Here is a 17,055-nt window from a genome sequence, read left to right as displayed (position 1 = left end):
ATTTTATTTTACCAACTTCCGCTAGCACCACCACCGCCAAAGCCGCCGCCGCCGCCAAAGCCGCCAAATCTACCTGATGAGCCGCCGCCAAAATCACCGCCACCAAAGCTTCCGCCGCCACGACCCATACTACTAAGAATAATAACATCCATTAAATCGGGTCCGGAGAAACGACCTGAATTGCCACCACCTTTATTTTTTTTATTCGATAAAATAATAAGTAAAACAACAATAAAAATGATAATTATAATGAACGGAAAGCCATCTGGATTTTTGTTGCTCTTATCGTTTTTATATTCGCCATTCATTATTTGAATAATGGCAGAAGTTCCTTTTTCAATTCCGTTATAATAATTTCCGGTTTTAAATTCAGGTTTAACAATTTGCTCTATCACTCGTTTGGATAAAGCATCTGTTAGCAAATGTTCTGTTCCATATCCTGCTTGAATGGTTATTTTTCGATCATCTTTTGCAACTAAAAAAATTATTCCATTATCTTTTCCTTTTTGACCAATTTCCCATTTATGACCCAAATCAGTAGCATAACGAGCAATTTGTTCTCCTTTGGTACTGCCAATAATCATTACAAAAATTTCTGTAGAAGTAGAATCATAGTAGCTTTTTAACTTTTCATACAAAAATTTATATTCAGCATCAGATAATGTTTTAGTGCTATCAATGATTGGTGGAATAAATGAGGGTTTATTCGGAATTTTATGGCTTTGAGCATTTGTTGAAACGATGAACAACAAGCTCACAATAAAAAGAAATGATTTTATTATGCTATTAATTTTACTCATTATCCTTTAGAAATTTCGTTTGAGAGCTCGTTTTCATCATCTGTAAGTAGTGGAAAATATTCCTTTAACCTTTCGCCAGCTCTTAAAACACCTTTAATTAAACCTTCTTTAAATTGTTTACTTTTAAATGATTCTATCACAACATCTTTTGTACAATCCCAAAAATCATTTTCAACTTTATCATTTATACCTTTGTCTCCAATAATGGCAAATGTGTGATCGGAAACACCCACATAGAATAATACACCATTTCGAAGTTCCGTTTCATTCATTTTTAATTGATTAAAAACCTCCTGAGCTCTTTCAAGAGGTTTTAAATCGGTATGATTTTCAATGTGCACGCGAATCTCGCCAGATGTGTTTAACTCTGCCACGGCAATTGCTTTCACAATTTCTTGCTCTTCCTCGTGTGTTAAAAAGTCTTCAACTTTTGACATTTTTATTTAAAATCAAAGTTTACATCAGGGGCGTTTTCTGCACCGGCAGCTGCTTTGAAACGTTCCATTTCTTTGAAGCCCATAATTCCGGCAAATAAAACAGTTGGAAACGATTTGATTTTTTTATCATAAACATTAACCGTTTCGTTATAGCGATCTCTCACTACATTAATTCTGTTTTCTGTGCCTTCAAGTTGAGCTTGAAGTTCTAAAAAGTTTTGGTTTGCTTTTAGTTCAGGATAACGTTCAACGGTTACAAGCAAACTTTTTAAAGCTCCAGCCAAACCATCTTGCGTTTGTTGAAATTGTGACATCTGTTCAGGTGTAATGTTAGTTGGGTCAATAGTGATTGAAGTTGCTTTTGCTCTAGCTTCAATAACAGCAGTTAATGTTCCTCTTTCAAAATCAGCAGCTCCTTGAACGGTTTTTACTAAATTTCCAATTAAATCATTTCTTCTTTGGTAGCTGCTTTCAACGTTTGACCACGCAGTTTTTGCATCTGCCTGAACACTTACTAATCCATTGTAAGACGAAACAGCAATAATAACAAGGATTACTATAATCCCAACGGGTAATAACCATTTTTTCATTTTGTTTGTTTTTAAGGTTTTTGTTTATTTATTGTTTTGATGTTATACTTTTTCCAAAAAGGCAATGCGTTTTTCGATAGGAGGATGGGTGGCAAAAAGTCCGCCTAAACTACTAAAGATATTGGCATTTTTTTTATCGGGCGTATTTTCGATAAACATTTGTTTAATTTCTTCGCTTTTAACGTCTTTGATGTGGTGATGCCCTGATATTTTTTTCAAAGCAGAAGCCAATGCCCAAGGTTTTCGGGTCATAGCTGCGGCACCGCTATCGGCCATGTATTCTCTACTGCGGCTAAGTGAAAAACGGAACAACATCGTGAGTAGATACGCAACAACGGATACCACAAGAATCACAAGAATAAATTTGCCGGAGTCTTTGTTGTTTCTTCTGCCACCCCCGTAGAGCATGCTTCGGAAGGAGATTTCCATTATAAAAGTAAATATTCCCACAAAAATGATAGAAACAACAAGCAGTCTCACATCGCGATTTTGGATATGCATCAGTTCGTGGGCAATAACGCCTTCTAGTTCATCTTCTTCTAACGCCTCGATGATTCCTCGGGTGAGGGTTACGGTATAGGTCTTCTCGTCTATACCGCTGGCATATGCATTTAGAGCAGAACTTTCGATGATTTCAACTTTTGGCATTCGCATTCCTTGACTGATGCAGAGGTTTTCGACTAAATTGTAGATCTTCATATTGCTTTTTCGCTCCAACGGTTTTGCTCCGGTTGCCATAGAAATCATTTTGGTATGTCCAAAATAGGCTATGGCAAACCAAATAGCAACCACCACCATCACAAAAGGGGCAATACTTAGAAAGCTTTGGTTGATGTAATCGAGGTCATAACCGTAATCGGGTTGGTATTGCATCAGAAACACTACCGCATAGACCGACAGTAGTAAAACGGTCGGAAAAGCAATGAGTAACAACACCGATTTACGGTTGTTTCTGCGGATTTGTTCCTGTATACCTATGTATTTCACCGGTTAAAATTTAACTTCTGGTGCTTTGTCTAAATTGGCTCTCTCGGTTACACCTAAATCAAACATCGGCTCAGTTTTAAAACCAAACATTCCTGCCAAGATATTGTTGGGAAATTTTTGCACAGCATTGTTTAATTCGCGAGTAGCCGAGTTGAAGTATCTTCTGGCTGCAGCCAATTTGTTTTCGATGTCTGAGATTTCGTTTTGCAACTGCAAGAAGTTTTGGTTAGCTTTTAAATCAGGATAGGCTTCCACTTGAATGCTTAGTCCGCGTAAGGCTCCACTTAATTCTTGTTCAGCAGCGATTTTGTCGTTGATGCCGGTGGCGTTCATGGCTCGGGAACGAGCATTTGTAATGGCTTCCAGTGTTCCGCGTTCATGTTCCATATAACCTTTTACTGAACCAATCAGCTGAGGAATAAGGTCATGACGTTGCTTAAGTTGAACATCGATGTCGGCAAATGCATTTTCACGATTGTTGCGGTTGCTCACCAGTCCATTGTAGATTCCAATGGCCATAAAAGCCAGTAAAACGATAATTCCGATAACAATTAATAATCCAGTCATAGTATTTGTTTTTAGTGTATTATAATGCGTTTTTTAATTCAGTTAACTGTGCTTTTATGCCTTCTAATTTGCTGATAATTTCAAATTTATCTAGTGTTTTCTTCTGGCCTTCTTTCAAATGCGTTTTGGCACCTTCTAATGTAAATCCACGTTCTTTTACCAAATGATAAATTAACTGAAGATTTTTCACATCTTCTGGTGTAAACATTCGGTTGCCTTTGGCGTTCTTTTTTGGTTTCAGAATATCGAATTCTTTATCCCAAAACCGAATTAAAGAAGCGTTCACGTCGAATGCTTTGGCCAATTCGCCAATACTGTAGTATCTTTTTTCTGGTAAGTTCAAATGCATTAGTCGAGTGCTTGATTTTCTTGGTTAGCAATTTTTGAAATGGCAATATATTCTTCGGCAGAAATGCTTCCGTAGTAAAAATTAATTGGGTTAATCGGTTCGCCGTCTTTGTGAACTTCATAATGCAAATGCGGAGCTTCACTTCGTCCGGTGCTTCCCACATAACCAATAATGTCACCTCGTTTTACTTTTTGTCCCACTCTTGCTTTGTATTTGCTTAAATGAGCATAGTAAGTCGTATAACCAAATCCGTGTTTGATAATGATCAAATTTCCAAATCCGGACATCGAGTTATCGGCTCGTTCCACCACACCATCACCTGTAGCATAAACCGGGGTTCCTGTTTTAGCGGTAAAATCCATTCCTTGATGCATTTTTCTAATTTTAGTAAATGGGTCATTTCGATAGCCAAAACCTGAGGCAACTCTAGTCAAATCTTCATTTTTAACGGGTTGAATAGCAGGAATGGCAGCTAATAACTTTTCTTTTCCTTTGGCAAGCACTAAAATTTCATCCAACGATTTTGATTGAATGGCTAATTCTTTCGAAATCATATCTACTCGTTTGGTCGTATTGATAACCAATTCAGAATTATCAAATCCTTCCAATTCTTTGTATCGATTTACTCCGCCAAATCCTGCTTTTCGTTGTTCGCTTGGAATAGGAGAGGAGTTAAAATAAATGCGGTATAAATTGTTGTCGCGTTCTTCTATATTGGCAATCACTTCATCCAATTGATCCATTTTTTTGTTTAAAATGGCGTAGCGAAGTTTCATATTATCAATTTCACGTGCTTGCAAACGGTCTTTTGGCGTTTCAAAATAGGGTGTGTTCAATAAAATCACAAAACATAAAAACCCAAACAAAGCCGAAGAGATCAGAAATAAAGCCACGTAACCAAACTTCCTCCCTTTTTTTGGACTGATTTTTTTATAAGCTAAACTTTCTGTGTCGTAATAATACTTTACTTTCTTCGACATTTCTTAAATTATACTATTTTTGTGCTTTCAAAAGGATTAGACGAACAAATTTAAGAAATGTTTCATTCTAAAGCTAATTTAATTTTTTAAAGAGAGCATCCGATTTTAAACAATAAAAACCGTTTTTTACAGTAATTATTGTCTAACCATTTGAAAATAAACACTGAACATTTTTTTACAATGAAATCACAAGATATCCGCAACCAGTTTCTCCAATTTTTTGAAAGTAAAGGACATTTAATCGTTCCTTCGGCACCTATTGTTCTAAAAGATGACCCAACCTTGATGTTTAACAACTCGGGAATGGCTCAGTTTAAAGAATATTTTTTAGGAAATGCTGAACCCAAAAGCAAGCGGATTGCTGATACGCAAAAATGTTTGCGTGTTTCCGGAAAACACAATGATTTGGAAGATGTTGGGTTTGACACCTATCATCACACCATGTTTGAAATGCTGGGAAACTGGTCATTTGGTGATTATTTTAAGAAAGATGCTATCAATTGGGCTTGGGAATTGCTGACGGAAGTCTATAAAATTCCGAAAGAAAATTTATATGTTTCAGTTTTTGAAGGAAATCCCGAAGAAAATGTGCCTTTTGACCAAGAAGCATGGGATATTTGGAAGGAACTGATAGATGAAGACCGAATTATTTTAGGAAATAAAAAAGATAATTTTTGGGAAATGGGCGATCAGGGACCGTGCGGACCTTGTTCTGAAATTCACGTTGATTTGCGTTCTGAAGAGGAAAAAGCAAACGTTTCCGGAAAAAGTTTGGTGAATAACGACCATCCACAAGTAGTGGAAATTTGGAACAATGTTTTTATGGAATTCAATCGTAAAGCCGATGGTTCCTTAGAAAAATTACCCGCTCAACACGTGGATACCGGAATGGGATTTGAACGTTTGTGTATGGCTTTGCAAGGGAAAACATCCAATTATGATACCGATGTTTTTACGCCATTGATTGAAAAAGTTGAACAAATTACTGGATTAAAATATACTTCGAACGAGGTTAAAAATATAAGCGAAGAACAAAATAAAATCAACATTGCTATTCGAGTTGTGGTTGATCATATCAGAGCAGTAGCTTTTGCTATTGCAGATGGACAATTACCTTCCAACACCGGAGCCGGTTATGTAATTCGTAGAATTTTACGTCGTGCGATTCGTTATGGATTTACTTTTTTAAATACAAAAGAGCCTTTCATCAATAAATTAGTTGAAGTTTTGGCGAATCAAATGGGCGAATTTTTCCCTGAAATTAAATCGCAACAAAATTTGGTTACTAATGTGATTCGGGAAGAAGAAGCTTCTTTTTTGAGAACTTTGGATCAAGGTTTACAATTGTTGGAAAATGTAGTTTCAGAGACAAAAGGAAATGAAGTTTCCGGAGCAAAAGTATTTGAATTGTATGATACATTTGGTTTTCCTAAAGATTTGACGGCTTTAATTTTAAAAGAAAAAGGATTTTCGTTCAACGAAACTGAATTTGAAAACGAGTTACAAAAGCAAAAAACGCGTTCACGTGCCGCTTCTGAAGTTTCAACCGAAGATTGGTCTGTTTTAATTCCCGGAAATGTAGAAACATTTGTTGGTTATGATCAAACAGAAAATGAAGTAAAAATCACTCGAATTCGTAAAGTAGATTCAAAAAAAGACGGAATTTTATATCAAATTGTTTTAGATGCAACTCCTTTTTATCCGGAAGGTGGTGGACAAGTTGGCGATAAAGGAACTTTAATTTCAGCCAATGAATCCATTGAAATTATCGATACCAAAAAAGAAAATAATTTGATTTTACATTTTGCAAAACAACTTCCTGAAAATCTATCAGGTAGTTTTGTGGCGAAAGTGAATACTGATTTACGCACATCTACTTCCAAAAATCATTCGGCAACACATTTAATGCATTTGGCTTTGCGAACCATTTTAGGAACGCACGTGGAGCAAAAAGGTTCGTTGGTGAATCCGAATTATTTGCGTTTTGACTTTTCGCATTTTTCGAAAGTTTCTGATGAAGAAATTAAACAAGTAGAAGATTTCGTAAACCAACGAATTGAAGAGCAATTGCAACTAGTTGAACACCGAAATATTCCGATTCAGCAAGCAATGGAACAAGGTGCAATGGCTTTGTTTGGCGAAAAATATGGCGATTCCGTTCGTATGATTGAATTTGGTGACAGTAAAGAATTATGTGGAGGAATTCACGTGAAAAACACAGCAGACATTTGGCATTTCAAAATTATTTCAGAAGGTGCTGTGGCGGCGGGAATTCGTAGAATCGAAGCGATTACAGGTGATGCAGTGAAAGACTTTTACAAAAATCAAGAAAACACATTAGCAGAACTAAAAGAAACATTAAAAAATCCGCAAGATATTTTAAAATCAGTCGTTTCCTTACAAGATGATAATGCCAAATTGAAAAAACAAATTGAGCAATTATTACGTGAAAAGGCAAAAAACTTAAAAGGCGAATTAGCATCAGAACTACGAGAAATTAACGGCATAAAATTCTTAGCCAAACAAGTCGATTTGAATCCGGAAGGAGCAAAAGATTTGGCGTATGAATTAGGAAATTTAGGCAATAATTTGTTTTTAGTTTTGGCTACAGCCGAGGATAATAAACCGATGTTAACGTGTTATATTTCAAAAGAATTGGTTGCTACACATAATTTAAATGCCGGACAAGTCGTTCGTGAATTAGGAAAATATATCCAAGGCGGCGGTGGTGGACAACCATTTTTTGCAACAGCTGGTGGTAAAAATGTGGATGGAATTAAAGAGGCTTTGGAGAAGGCAATTGATTTTATTAAATAAAAAATTACGAATTACAGAAATGAAAAAATTTATATTATTTTTAGTTTTTGCAGGATTAACAATTTCTTGCAATACCAGTGATGACGAAGGATCAGCAATTTCTGAACCAACTATATTAGGAAAATGGTATATAAAAGGCGGAACTTCTAATGGTGGAGAATTCCAAAATTATAATCATGATTGTGAAACAAGCAGAGATTTTCAAGAGTTTTTTACAAACGGAGAACTTACTTTTAATGGTCACAATACAAGTTGTGAGTTAAACGAGGTTGAATCAGCTGCATGGATTTTAAATGGTAGTATATTAACTATATCTAGCTCTCCATTTGATCCAATGCTTTATGAATACACTTATATTGTTGAAAGTTTAACTAATGATGAGTTGATATTGAAACAGACGGTTAATGATCCTGAAGGGATAATTGTGTATAGATCAACTTTTACAAGAAACTAAATTATTATAAAGCTCAATAGTATTTCAGTTTTAGTATGAATTTCCGAACCCCAATCAACATTCCAAAAAGCAACCATCCCATCGATTATTATTCGAAAGTGGTTACCCTGGGTTCGTGTTTTTCAGAAAATATTAGCACCAAATTAGAGCAGTATAAATTTCAATATTATAACAATCCGTTTGGGATACTTTTCCAGCCGGATGCCATTGAAAATGTATTGTTACGTGCTGTAGAAATGCGATTATTTACCGAAGCCGATTTGTTTTTTGAAAATGAATTGTGGCATTGTTTTGAAGTACATTCTGAGTTGAATAATGCCGACAAAGACGATATGCTAATCAATTTAAATGGCATTTTAACTTATTTAAACGGACAACTTCAAGCTTGTACGCATCTGATTATCACGTTAGGAACTGCGTGGACTTATCGTTTTTCGCACACTCAAAAAAGAGTGGCCAATTGTCATAAAATTCCACAAAGCAATTTTACGAAAGAATTGTTATCCGTTGATGAAATTGTATCTTCTTTAAATAATATCCAAACTAAAATAACAGAATTCAATCCCGAAATTAATTTCATTTTCACCGTTTCACCCGTTCGCCATTTAAAAGACGGTTTTGTAGAAAATCAATTAAGTAAATCGCATTTAATTTCGGCACTACATTCTTCCATCTCTCGGTTTCCATCTTCCAGCTATTTCCTAAGCTATGAAATGATGATGGATGATTTACGAGATTATCGTTTCTATTCCGAAGATATGTTGCATCCAAATCAAACGGCAGTGGATTACATTTGGAAGCATTTTGTAGAATCACATATTTCGTACCATGTTTTTCCAATCATGACCGAAATTGAAAGCATTCAAAAAGGATTAACGCATCGTCCTTTTAATCCAAACACAGAACAACACCAGCTTTTTGTACAAAAATTGCATGAACGAATCGAACAACTTCAAGAGAAATATCCTTTTTTAAATCTGAGTTAATTTTCTGAACTTCCTTTACTTTTAGCTGTTTTTAAATATAATTTCCCTTCTCAATTTAATGACCTATTTTCAAAATACGGCATTTGCCTTATTGTACTCCTTCCTCAAAAACAGCAATTTTGTTTCGAATTATTTAACCAATTAAATACAATAATTATGAAAACAATTAAATTTATCTGTGCGTGCTTTTTAGTAACAACTTCTATTTTTTTAACGTCTTGTAGTAGTGATGATGATGGCGGAGGTGGAGGTAGTGCAGCGGCAGGAACAATTACTGCAAAAGTTGATGGGTCTTGGGTAACAAGTATGGAAATGACAACGTTTGCTTATCAAGTAGGATCTATGCTTTCAATTCAAGGAAATACAGGAGGTACTTCTAGCAAAGCGTTTGTTTTTAATATTACAACTTTTGACGGTGTAGGAACCTATGATATTGGAGGAACTTTAGGTTTAGGACAAGCAAATGCAAGTTACACTGAAATTACAGTTGATATCTCTAACCCAACTGCTTTTGAATCAAAAATTTGGTCTGCTCCTTATGAAGGTGGCGACAAAGTGGGTGAAATAAAAATTTCTGAAATTACCGATACGCACATCAAAGGCACTTTTAGTTATTCGGCAAAAAACACGGATGATGGAAGTATGAAAGAAGTAACAGAAGGTTCTTTTAATGTAGAATTTGAATAAATTTTTTTAGTGGTTTTTTATACTTCCCAATCGAAATCTGCTTTGTTTGGGAAGTTTTAATTCTCTTTTAAATTATAATTAATTTTAGATGTATATGAAAGTAGTAGTAAGTATCATAATCTGTTTGGTGTTCTCTTTAATAGTAAAAGGACAAGAATTCGCAACCAAAGACTTTTCTAAAAATTATATTCAAATGGATAGTAAAAATCCTTTTGGAAAGTCTAACAAAATTTGTTTTATTGGTGCAAATGTGACGTTAAAAACAATGGAATACCAACGTAAGGGTTCACTTAATAAAAACAGTAGAGACCATATTGACCGTTTTGCATCCATTATTGACGGAATTACGTCTGATGACGTTCAAGAGTTAGCTGATTATTTTAAATCGACTTTAGAAAACCATTTTTCAAAGATAGGCTATACAATTATTGATCCATCAACAGTCGAAAATCAAGATGAATATAAAAAGTTACTCACAAAAGAGACTAGTGTAAATGCAGGTGAATTTTTTAGTCAAATGGCAGCAGGTCAGGAATGGGGTGCTGCTGTAACATTTGCAGCGGGAAAAAAACCTATTTTTAAATATCCAAAAATGGCTATGGGAGCACATACTAAATTAGCGTCGAAAAACGATGCTATTATGGTTAATCTTTCCGTTTTGTTAGAGCCATTTTTAGTAAACTGGGATAAAAAATTTGTTTCGAAATTTTATGATTCAGAAGAGTATAAGCATACTTTCTCATTTGACCCTGTTGCACAAGTAAGTCATTTTTCAAACCTATTTACTTATGATTTACCTATGAATATAGTATCGCCAAATTGGGGAGCTTTGTCTTTTGATCCTATGTCTTACATTGCTAAAAGCAAAATAAAGTATCAATCGGCAAATGATTATGTAAAGGAAATAAAAAAAGGTTCTCCGAGTGGCGAAATAACTTATAAAGAGCAACAAGGACTCATGCTTTATACCGTTACAGTTGACAGAGATTTATTTCTAGATGCCATGAAAAAAACACTTGATGCTTATGCTTTTCAGTTAGCAGAATATGCAAAGAGCAAAAAATAAGAGTAATGTCAAGTTATAATTTCCCAATCGTAATCTGCTCGATTGGGAAGTTCTTTTTATACGACATTTGTCGTATTGTTTCACAATGTTAATTACCCGAATTTTGTCCTATTCCAACATTCAAAAAGATGAAAACAATCAAGACATTACGAATCGTGCTACTGCTTTATTTTATGATATTTGTAGTTTTACTGCTCAATTTAATTGTGATTTTAAAGTAGTTTAACTACTTAAAATCAATAATATGCAAACATTTTTTGTTAGCTTAACTACAAAAGATTAAATTTGAATAGTTTCAAAATTCAAACATTATGACAAAAAAACGAATAGCAGTTATTTTTTTCGGCTTATTTTGCATTCAACTTGTCGCTCAAGTTAGAGAGCATAAAGTAGTTGATAGTTTGAATATAAAAGCAATGGAGCTATATGTTTCCAGCACAAACAAAGCAATGGAGCTACTCGGCAAAGCTGAAAAAATTGCCAAATCAGAAAAACTAGATGAGTCGCTAGGCTATACTATTAATAATTTAGCAATTGTTTATCGTGCCAAAGGTGAATATGTTAAATCAAAACAACTCTCTCAGGAAGCACTTTCTTTGGTTAAAGGCAATTCAGTAAAAGCTTCTACTTTTAATAATATTGGAGCATGTAATCGTTCTTTAGGCTTGTATGAGGAGAGTCTAAAAAACTATTTGGAAGCATTAAAGATTTATGAAGCTACAAATGATTTAAAAGAACAAGGTATTGTAAATAACAATATAGGAATGATTTATAGTTCTTTAGAAATGTATGACAAAGCAAAAACATACCATAACAAAGCATTGTCAGTTTATAAAAAACTAAACTATAAAAAAGGATTATCTGAAGTTTATAATAATATTGCTATCGCTTTAGCAAATCAAGATAGTTTACAAAAATCATTACTTTATTTCAAATTTTCTTTAAAAATAGAAGAAGAATTAAAAGACAAAAAAGGAATTGCCGAATCAATTAATAATGTTGGAGGTGTTTACCATTACTTAGGCAAAACTGATTCTGCCTTATACTATTACAAAAAATCAGCAGAAATTGAACGTTTAATTCAAAATTTTTCCGGTGTTGCAACAAGTTATAATAATATTGCTCAATTAATGCTTGAAGAAGGAAAACCAATTTTAGCTAAAAGTTATATTGATAGTTCTTATACCTATTCCAAAAAGTCAAAAGTAGCCGAAAGTTTATTAGAATCGATTCAGAATTATGCTTATTATTTCGAAACAATTAACGATTTTAAAAATGCAAATCTTTATAATAAGAAGTACTATACAATGAGTGATAGTATTATGAAAAGTTCAAATCTAAAAACATTGCATGAATTAGAAGTTAAATACCAAACTGCAAAAAAAGACACAGAAATTGCTCAAAACAGAGCAGAATTAGCCGAAAATGAATTAAAAATTAAACAAAAAAATACAATCATTTTTGGTTCGTTGGGTTTTGCTTTTGTGTTGGGATTGTTGGGCTATCTTTTATACAATCAACAAAAAATTAAGAACAATCAACTTATCAAAGAATCCGAACTCAAAGAAGCTCTAGTTAAAATTGAAACTCAAAACAAGCTACAAGAACAACGGTTGCAGATTTCAAGAGATTTACACGATAATATTGGTTCGCAACTTACATTTATCATTTCTTCCATTGATAATTTGAAGTATTTTGATGTTGCTAAAGAAAAATTAGTCTCCAAATTTGATAACATCAGCGGCTTCACCAAAAACACGATTACCGAGTTGCGGGATACCATTTGGGCAATGAACAAAAATGCTATTTCTGTAGAAGATTTACAAATCAGAATCACCAATTTTATTGATAATGCTCAGTTGGCTACGCACGGAATTTCCTTCGATTTTTCATTTGATGACAGCGTCAATGCGTCACACGAATTTTCATCTATCGAAGGAATGAATATTTATAGAATCATTCAAGAAGCGGTGAATAACGCTGTAAAATATGCCAACGCATCTCAAATTAAAATTCTACTGAAACAAGAAAATAACAAAATGATTTTTTCGATTAACGATAACGGAATAGGTTTTTCAGAACCCGAAATAGAACTCGGAAATGGTTTAAATAATATGAAAAAGAGAGCATTAGAATTAAATGCCGACTTAAAAATCATCTCCGAAAAAGATAAAGGAACCAGCATTTTAATCAAAAAAGAAATTGCGTAGAATAAGGCAATTGCCGTATGGTATTCAGTTTTGTTTTTTACTAAATTTGAGTTCAATCAAAAAATGAAATTGTTATGAATCATTCACTTTTTGTCCTTTTTATTTTTATAAATCTCTTTTTGATTTTATATTATAAACGTCAAAATAAATCGAGCGAAAAAGAACATTTATTTCGTGTTTTTTGCATTCAAGATCAATTGATTTCTGAAAAACATAAAAAAGATAAAATGAATGATTCCATCAATAATTTAGCCGAATTGGAAGAAACTACGCAACGAAAATTAAACGCCATTCAATTGAAACTGGAATTTTTACACCTTTTTAGTAAAACTAATTTATAACAAAAATGAATATCAAACTCGCCATAATTGATGACAATAGTTTTTTAATCAAAGCCATTCGGGAAAAATTATCTTTTTTCGAAGATATTCAAATCAAATTTTCTGCTTTAAACGGAGCTGAACTATTAACCAAATTAGACGAAAATCATAACCTTGATGTTTTGTTGATGGATATCGAAATGCCAATTCTAAATGGAATCGAAGCTACGGCCATCATCAAACAAAAATATCCTCAAATAAAAGTCATTATGCTGACCGCTTTTGATAATGATGAAAATATTTTTAACGCCATCAAAGCCGGAGCCGATGGCTATTTGCTCAAAGAAGTCAATCCAACCGATTTGCACCAAGGAATCATTGAAACCTTAAATGGCGGAGCGGCGATGAATCCGTCAATTGCTTTAAAAACCTTAAAATTACTGCGAAATCCAATCGATTTTGATGCTAAAACCGAAGAAGAAGAAATCAAACTTTCTCCACGTGAAATTGAAGTATTGGAACAACTTTCAAAAGGATTAAATTACAACCAAATTGCAGATAATTTGATACTTTCGCCTTCAACCGTCCGAAAACACATCGAAAATATTTATACGAAACTTCAAGTTCACAATAAATTGGAAGCCATTCAAAAAGCCAAATCAAATAAGTTGATTTAAATTTTTATCTTCGTATAAATTTATATGCGATGGCTACACGAAGAAATCAATCCACAGAAACTCAACTTAAAAATGTACTAGTTCCGATTATTCAAGCGATTGGACGATCAGGGAAATTGATTTACATCATCATTATTGGTGTTTTGCTTTATCTCGGTTATCAGTATTTTACTCGAGAAAAAGATTCTTCTACCATCGAATACAATTCAGCTTTAATCGAAAAACAACTGCGAAATGTATCAAAATTAGTTGTTACCGAAGGAACGTATTCACAAGTAATGACATACAAAGACCAAAAGAAATATTTCATGGATATGATTTCTTTTGAAAAGAAAGCCTTAATGGTTGTGAATGCAGAAGTGACAGTTTCGTATGATTTAAGCAAAATTAAATACGATATTAATGAAACCACCAAAACTATTTCCATCACAAACATTCCCGAAGCCGAAATGAAAATTAATCCCGATATTCATTTTTACAGCATCGACGAAAGCACATTTAACCCTTTTGGCACTGCCGATTACAATAAAATTAATAAAAAAGTAAAAGCTGAAATCGCCAAAAAAATGGAAAAATCAAAACTTAAAACCAATGCCGAAAACCGATTAATCAGCGAACTTTCCAAAATATTAATTCTAACCAACACAATGGGTTGGACGTTGGAATACAATGGCGAAACCGTTTTGACACAAACCGGTTTATCCAAAAAAATTAAAACCTAATTTTATAGTTTTCGTTCCAAACTTTGCCAACCGCCACCATTCATCGATTCAATGCCATTGTTTTTTAAAATCGAATTCGCTTGAGAACTTCGCATTCCACTTTGGCAACAAACAATTACCGGTTTATTCAGTTTTTTAATTTCTTCAATCTTTGTAGAAATCGTGTTCAACGGAATATTTTTTGAACCCTTAATATTTCCCTGCTGAAATTCGCCTACAGATCTCACATCAATAATTATAGCTCCTTTTTCTATAAAGTCGCCCACACTTTCCTGTTTTCCACCCAAACCCAACATACTCAATAATCCCATATTTTCTATTTTTTTAATTTACAAATTTCTTAAATCTGTGTTCTTTCGCATTTATACCACAAAAATAACAACAATCTCAAAACCATTCCGTAACAAAAGTTACCCAATCCAAAAAAATCTTTATATTTGAAATTCTATGAAGATTACCGACCGAAAAACCGAAATCATTTCCGTTTCTGCACAACTTTTCAAAGAAAAAGGATACAGTGCCGTGACGATGCGAGACATTGCTCAAGCGATGAATATCAAAGCGGCAAGCTTATATAATCACATCAAATCCAAACAAGAAATTCTGGTTTTAATCGTCATCGAAATCGCCGAAGAATTCACCAATGTGATGAACGAAATTGTGTCTGCCGACATTACTTCCATCCAAAAAATCGAAAAAGTAATTCAATTACACATTGATATTACGTTGCGAAATTCCGATGCATTAGCTTGCCTAAATAACGATTGGATGCATCTAACCGACAACGAATTACATTATTTCATCAAAATGCGGGAAGAATACGAACAAAATTTTCGCCAAATCATCAAAAAAGGAATTCAAGACAAAGAAATTCAAAACATTAATCCGGAAGTAATCATTTTTTCAACACTTTCAACGCTTCGCACGCTTTACCTTTGGTATAACAAATCCAAAAATCTTAACGAAGCAACCCTACGCAAAAATATGTCGCAAGTCCTGCTCAACGGCATCGTGTAAGTCATTTACCGTTAACTTTGTTAATCATTTTCAAATCATTATCTTTTTTTCAAACGTTTTCGTAACTTTAAAAAATAATCATTAAATTTGCATAGTAAACTAACAATTGTTAGTTTTAATTTTTACGATTTATGGCAAAATTTCACAGCATAAAAGTGGCCGATATCTACAAGGAAACAAAAGATTGTTCCGTCATCACGTTAGATATTCCACAAGAATTACAAACCGATTTTCAATTCACACAAGGCCAACATTTAACGTTGCGAGCCTTGATTGACGGTCAAGATGTGCGTCGTTCCTATTCATTATGTTCCAGTCCAACTGAAAAAAAATGGAGAGTTGCCGTCAAAAAAATCAATCACGGTTTGTTCTCAAGCTATGTCAACGAAAAATTAAAAAAAGGAGATAGTTTGGATGTGATGTCGCCCAGCGGAACATTTTTCACCCAAATCAATCCAACCCAAACCAAAAATTACATTGCTTTTGCGGCAGGAAGCGGCATCACGCCCATTTTGTCCATCATCAAAACACATTTGGCACTCGAACCCAACGCCACGTTCAAACTTTTTTATTTAAACCGAACCGTAAAATCCATCGTGTTTAAAGAAGAAATCGAGCAATTAAAAAACACCTATTTCAACCGATTCGAAATTTTCCATTTTTTAACCAAAGAACACCGTCCGGCAGAACTATTCAACGGCCGATTTTCTTCAGAAAAAATGAAAATCATTACTAACAAAATCATTCATATTCCGTCCATCGACGAATGTTTCATTTGCGGTCCCGAAGATATGATTCATTTGCTAAAAGACGAGTTGGTCGAAGCCGGTTTGCCCAAAGAAAAAATACATTTCGAACTGTTTACCAGCGGAATAACCGAAGAAGATAAACAGCGAATCAATAAAATTATAGAGAAAAAAGTTGAAGGAACTGAAGTCACCATCATCGATGGCGGAAAAGAATTCCACTTTGATATGGACGATGATTTCGACAACATTCTCGACGGAGCCCTAGCAGCCGGTGCCGATTTACCGTTTGCCTGCAAAGGTGGCGTTTGCAGCACCTGCAAATGCAAAGTCATCGAAGGAACTGTCGAAATGAAGGTCAATTACGCACTCGATCAAAACGAAGTCGATAAAGGATTGGTCCTCAGTTGCCAAGCCGTTCCCACTTCCAAAAAGGTCGTCATCGATTTTGGCGTTTAAAAATTTTAGAAGCGAATAGCTCGGGCTTTTTCAGTAAACCATATTCCCGCTTTCCGCAGTAGTCCGCCAAGGCGGAGCTACTTGCTTCAATCGGGGCTAAAAAGGAAACCATAAAAAGTGACCTATAGATTTAAAGACCATCAAATAACGTCTCGTCTCCCCCTCCTTCGGAGGGGCTGGGGGA

20 protein-coding genes are annotated in these 17,055 nt (G+C 34.3%); 12 read left to right on the top strand and 8 right to left on the bottom strand.

From position 1 onward, the window contains the following. Positions 1–8: 8 nt before the first annotated feature. Genes M0M57_RS02755 through M0M57_RS02725 form a run of 7 tightly spaced genes read right to left on the bottom strand, consistent with a single transcriptional unit; the run spans position 9 to position 4,710 of the window. Positions 9–800 carry a TPM domain-containing protein gene (locus M0M57_RS02755; RefSeq protein WP_248435160.1) on the bottom strand — a complete coding sequence of 264 codons (792 nt, stop codon included), beginning with the start codon at positions 798–800 and terminating at the stop codon, positions 9–11. Then, a complete protein-coding gene (locus M0M57_RS02750) occupies positions 800–1,237 on the bottom strand; it encodes a TPM domain-containing protein (RefSeq protein WP_248435158.1) in 438 nt (145 codons plus the stop codon). Before M0M57_RS02750 ends, M0M57_RS02755 begins: the two co-directional genes overlap by 1 nt. 2 nt (positions 1,238–1,239) lie before the next feature. Next, the gene (locus tag M0M57_RS02745) at positions 1,240–1,827 is read right to left on the bottom strand and encodes a LemA family protein (RefSeq protein WP_248435156.1); all 588 of its coding nucleotides are present in this window, start codon (positions 1,825–1,827) and stop codon (positions 1,240–1,242) included. Positions 1,828–1,869: 42 nt separating this feature from the next. Continuing rightward, positions 1,870–2,814, bottom strand: coding sequence for a M48 family metallopeptidase (locus tag M0M57_RS02740; protein WP_248435154.1), 945 nt, complete (start codon positions 2,812–2,814; stop codon positions 1,870–1,872). Positions 2,815–2,817: 3 nt separating this feature from the next. Further along, on the bottom strand, positions 2,818–3,381 hold the full coding sequence (locus M0M57_RS02735; RefSeq protein WP_248435153.1) for a LemA family protein: 564 nt from the start codon (positions 3,379–3,381) through the stop codon (positions 2,818–2,820). 19 nt (positions 3,382–3,400) lie between these two features. Next, positions 3,401–3,730 (bottom strand): MerR family transcriptional regulator, encoded by a 330-nt coding sequence (locus M0M57_RS02730; RefSeq protein WP_248435152.1) that lies wholly within the window; start codon positions 3,728–3,730, stop codon positions 3,401–3,403. Then, complete coding sequence (locus M0M57_RS02725; RefSeq protein ID WP_248435151.1) at positions 3,730–4,710, bottom strand: M23 family metallopeptidase; 981 nt, start codon at positions 4,708–4,710, stop codon at positions 3,730–3,732. Before M0M57_RS02725 ends, M0M57_RS02730 begins: the two co-directional genes overlap by 1 nt. A gap of 180 nt (positions 4,711–4,890) precedes the next feature. On the opposite strand from M0M57_RS02725, the gene alaS reads away from it, so the two are divergent. From alaS to M0M57_RS02675, 10 genes are all read left to right on the top strand, one after another. After that, on the top strand, positions 4,891–7,527 hold the full coding sequence (gene alaS, locus M0M57_RS02720; protein ID WP_248435150.1) for an alanine--tRNA ligase: 2,637 nt from the start codon (positions 4,891–4,893) through the stop codon (positions 7,525–7,527). Between the two features lie 19 nt (positions 7,528–7,546). Next, positions 7,547–7,981, top strand: a complete 435-nt coding sequence (locus M0M57_RS02715) for a lipocalin family protein (RefSeq protein ID WP_248435148.1) — start codon at positions 7,547–7,549, stop codon at positions 7,979–7,981. A 35-nt stretch (positions 7,982–8,016) separates the two neighbouring features. Continuing rightward, positions 8,017–8,967: a GSCFA domain-containing protein gene (locus tag M0M57_RS02710; protein ID WP_248435146.1), complete on the top strand. Its 951-nt coding sequence runs from the start codon at positions 8,017–8,019 to the stop codon at positions 8,965–8,967. Positions 8,968–9,123: 156 nt separating this feature from the next. Beyond that, positions 9,124–9,654 carry a DUF6252 family protein gene (locus M0M57_RS02705; protein ID WP_248435144.1) on the top strand — a complete coding sequence of 177 codons (531 nt, stop codon included), beginning with the start codon at positions 9,124–9,126 and terminating at the stop codon, positions 9,652–9,654. A gap of 88 nt (positions 9,655–9,742) precedes the next feature. Then, positions 9,743–10,720, top strand: coding sequence for a hypothetical protein (locus M0M57_RS02700; RefSeq protein WP_248435142.1), 978 nt, complete (start codon positions 9,743–9,745; stop codon positions 10,718–10,720). An 85-nt stretch (positions 10,721–10,805) separates the two neighbouring features. Beyond that, positions 10,806–10,946: a hypothetical protein gene (locus M0M57_RS02695; protein WP_248435140.1), complete on the top strand. Its 141-nt coding sequence runs from the start codon at positions 10,806–10,808 to the stop codon at positions 10,944–10,946. 85 nt (positions 10,947–11,031) lie between these two features. Further along, positions 11,032–12,930 (top strand): tetratricopeptide repeat-containing sensor histidine kinase, encoded by a 1,899-nt coding sequence (locus tag M0M57_RS02690; RefSeq protein ID WP_248435138.1) that lies wholly within the window; start codon positions 11,032–11,034, stop codon positions 12,928–12,930. 74 nt (positions 12,931–13,004) lie between these two features. Further along, positions 13,005–13,271, top strand: coding sequence for a hypothetical protein (locus M0M57_RS02685; protein WP_248435136.1), 267 nt, complete (start codon positions 13,005–13,007; stop codon positions 13,269–13,271). Positions 13,272–13,276: 5 nt separating this feature from the next. Continuing rightward, a complete protein-coding gene (locus tag M0M57_RS02680) occupies positions 13,277–13,927 on the top strand; it encodes a response regulator transcription factor (protein WP_248435134.1) in 651 nt (216 codons plus the stop codon). A gap of 29 nt (positions 13,928–13,956) precedes the next feature. Next, entirely contained in the window at positions 13,957–14,649 is a 693-nt protein-coding gene (locus tag M0M57_RS02675; protein WP_248435133.1) for a DUF4230 domain-containing protein, read from the top strand. Between the two features lie 2 nt (positions 14,650–14,651). On the opposite strand, the gene M0M57_RS02670 is transcribed toward M0M57_RS02675, so the two are convergent. Beyond that, entirely contained in the window at positions 14,652–14,960 is a 309-nt protein-coding gene (locus M0M57_RS02670; protein ID WP_248435131.1) for a rhodanese-like domain-containing protein, read from the bottom strand. Between the two features lie 136 nt (positions 14,961–15,096). Here M0M57_RS02670 and M0M57_RS02665 point away from each other — a divergent pair, with 136 nt between their 5' ends. Beyond that, complete coding sequence (locus tag M0M57_RS02665) at positions 15,097–15,666, top strand: TetR/AcrR family transcriptional regulator (protein ID WP_248435129.1); 570 nt, start codon at positions 15,097–15,099, stop codon at positions 15,664–15,666. 131 nt (positions 15,667–15,797) lie between these two features. Continuing rightward, positions 15,798–16,871, top strand: a complete 1,074-nt coding sequence (gene paaE / locus M0M57_RS02660) for a 1,2-phenylacetyl-CoA epoxidase subunit PaaE (RefSeq protein ID WP_248435127.1) — start codon at positions 15,798–15,800, stop codon at positions 16,869–16,871. Positions 16,872–17,055: the final 184 nt, after the last annotated feature.

The organism is Flavobacterium azooxidireducens, assembly GCF_023195775.1.
GTDB lineage: Bacteria > Bacteroidota > Bacteroidia > Flavobacteriales > Flavobacteriaceae > Flavobacterium > Flavobacterium azooxidireducens.
The sequence above is the reverse complement of the archived record's forward strand: the minus strand, read 5'-3'. Positions and strand labels throughout refer to the sequence as shown.

Bases quoted from the DNA above. Each gene is read 5' to 3' on its own strand.
- M0M57_RS02695 (WP_248435140.1), top strand. From the start codon at position 10,806: ATGTTAATTACCCGAATTTTGTCCTATTCCAACATTCAAAAAGATGAA.
- M0M57_RS02685 (WP_248435136.1), top strand. From the start codon at position 13,005: ATGAATCATTCACTTTTTGTCCTTTTTATTTTTATAAATCTCTTTTTG.
- M0M57_RS02755 (WP_248435160.1), bottom strand. From the start codon at position 800: ATGAGTAAAATTAATAGCATAATAAAATCATTTCTTTTTATTGTGAGC.
- M0M57_RS02690 (WP_248435138.1), top strand. From the start codon at position 11,032: ATGACAAAAAAACGAATAGCAGTTATTTTTTTCGGCTTATTTTGCATT.
- M0M57_RS02715 (WP_248435148.1), top strand. From the start codon at position 7,547: ATGAAAAAATTTATATTATTTTTAGTTTTTGCAGGATTAACAATTTCT.
- M0M57_RS02665 (WP_248435129.1), top strand. From the start codon at position 15,097: ATGAAGATTACCGACCGAAAAACCGAAATCATTTCCGTTTCTGCACAA.
- M0M57_RS02675 (WP_248435133.1), top strand. From the start codon at position 13,957: ATGGCTACACGAAGAAATCAATCCACAGAAACTCAACTTAAAAATGTA.
- M0M57_RS02725 (WP_248435151.1), bottom strand. From the start codon at position 4,710: ATGTCGAAGAAAGTAAAGTATTATTACGACACAGAAAGTTTAGCTTAT.
- paaE (WP_248435127.1), top strand. From the start codon at position 15,798: ATGGCAAAATTTCACAGCATAAAAGTGGCCGATATCTACAAGGAAACA.
- M0M57_RS02750 (WP_248435158.1), bottom strand. From the start codon at position 1,237: ATGTCAAAAGTTGAAGACTTTTTAACACACGAGGAAGAGCAAGAAATT.
- M0M57_RS02705 (WP_248435144.1), top strand. From the start codon at position 9,124: ATGAAAACAATTAAATTTATCTGTGCGTGCTTTTTAGTAACAACTTCT.
- M0M57_RS02745 (WP_248435156.1), bottom strand. From the start codon at position 1,827: ATGAAAAAATGGTTATTACCCGTTGGGATTATAGTAATCCTTGTTATT.
- M0M57_RS02710 (WP_248435146.1), top strand. From the start codon at position 8,017: ATGAATTTCCGAACCCCAATCAACATTCCAAAAAGCAACCATCCCATC.
- M0M57_RS02680 (WP_248435134.1), top strand. From the start codon at position 13,277: ATGAATATCAAACTCGCCATAATTGATGACAATAGTTTTTTAATCAAA.
- M0M57_RS02700 (WP_248435142.1), top strand. From the start codon at position 9,743: ATGTATATGAAAGTAGTAGTAAGTATCATAATCTGTTTGGTGTTCTCT.
- M0M57_RS02735 (WP_248435153.1), bottom strand. From the start codon at position 3,381: ATGACTGGATTATTAATTGTTATCGGAATTATCGTTTTACTGGCTTTT.
- alaS (WP_248435150.1), top strand. From the start codon at position 4,891: ATGAAATCACAAGATATCCGCAACCAGTTTCTCCAATTTTTTGAAAGT.
- M0M57_RS02730 (WP_248435152.1), bottom strand. From the start codon at position 3,730: ATGCATTTGAACTTACCAGAAAAAAGATACTACAGTATTGGCGAATTG.
- M0M57_RS02670 (WP_248435131.1), bottom strand. From the start codon at position 14,960: ATGGGATTATTGAGTATGTTGGGTTTGGGTGGAAAACAGGAAAGTGTG.